The sequence below is a fragment of the Candidatus Paracaedimonas acanthamoebae genome (assembly GCA_017307065.1).
GTDB lineage: Bacteria > Pseudomonadota > Alphaproteobacteria > Caedimonadales > Caedimonadaceae > Paracaedimonas > Paracaedimonas acanthamoebae_A.
The window spans coordinates 1-1,136 of record JAFKGL010000003.1 but is presented as its reverse complement, the minus strand read 5'-3'; the positions used below and the strand labels follow the sequence as shown (position 1 = coordinate 1,136).

General features: G+C 40.6%; 2 protein-coding genes. Both read right to left on the bottom strand.

Translation table 11 applies throughout. From position 1 onward, the window contains the following. Positions 1 to 136 precede the first annotated feature (136 nt). A complete protein-coding gene (locus J0H12_00035; protein MBN9412302.1) occupies positions 137 to 544 on the bottom strand; it encodes an IS3 family transposase in 408 nt (135 codons plus the stop codon). Then, positions 541 to 933: a transposase gene (locus tag J0H12_00030; protein MBN9412301.1), complete on the bottom strand. Its 393-nt coding sequence runs from the start codon at positions 931 to 933 to the stop codon at positions 541 to 543. Before J0H12_00030 ends, J0H12_00035 begins: the two co-directional genes overlap by 4 nt. Between the last annotated feature and the right edge of the window lie 203 nt (positions 934 to 1,136).

Below are 1,136 nucleotides of genomic sequence, written 5' to 3'. Positions count from 1 at the left end.
CCTTACCTGCTTTTAAATCAGAAATCGCTTGATTCTTAAAATCCTCAAAGTTAAATGAGGTCTCTTTCTTCTCTAATTCCATTTGTCAGTCCTTTCTCCAAAATAATTATTACATTATCAGAACTGACACAGTTGGTTAAATACTCCCATGGCAATCAAGAGCAAAGACCACATGAACTTGATCTCCATTCCAACACTGAATGCTAAAATGATCCGAACACCACCGTAAATTACTCTTCAAAGTAATGATCTTTCCATCATGAACACAAACAGGTCTTTTCCCATACTTTTGTAAAAGTAAGCTATGTTCTTTCATGATACGATAGACTCGCTTTGGATTAATGGCTTCATTCAAAGATTTTCTTAAAAGCGCTGTTACTCGCCTATAACCATAAGTGGGACGCTCATCTGTAATCTGACGAATGAGAGGTAGCAGTTTTTGGTCTTGAATCATAACTCTTTGTTTATGCGTGCCTGATGGCTTCTTTAAGCGCTCATAAAGATTGGAGCGAGAGACTTCAAGAGCTTTACAAATTCGACTCATTGAGAACCTCCTTCTGCAAGCAAGGGATTGCGCCAAACCAGTTTTTTTTCGCGGCTAATCTTGATCGCTTCCTTTAAAATCTCGACTTCTTCTGTCTTCTGTCCTAGCAAACGCTCTAATCGTTTGATACGTTCCAAAGCTTGCTTATGCTCAGTCTCAGGAATGACCTTTTCTTGGCAACTAACTCCCTCAAGAGCGCCTTCTTCCATCTTACGGCGCCATAAAAATACCTGAGAAGCTGCTATACCATGCTTACGAGCAACATAGGAAACGCTCTTCCCAGCCTCATAGGTCTCTTCTACAATCGCCTTCTTCTCAAAAATACTCCACCGCCTGCGCCTCTCAATCGAGGTAATCACATGCAATTTATCTGGCTTAGTCATAGTCATAATACTAGAAATACTCCTATATCTTAGGAGCTAAGGGAATATGTCCGTTTTAACAGGGGCATGTATGGACTCGCCGAGAGATGCAAGAATAAAAATGATAGTCAAGACTAGTAATAGGTTGCATGCATGTATCCGGCCTTTAAATAGAAGATTTCTCTTCTTTGGCCCCGATGGAATCTGCGCTCTCTTGTCTGATTACTCCA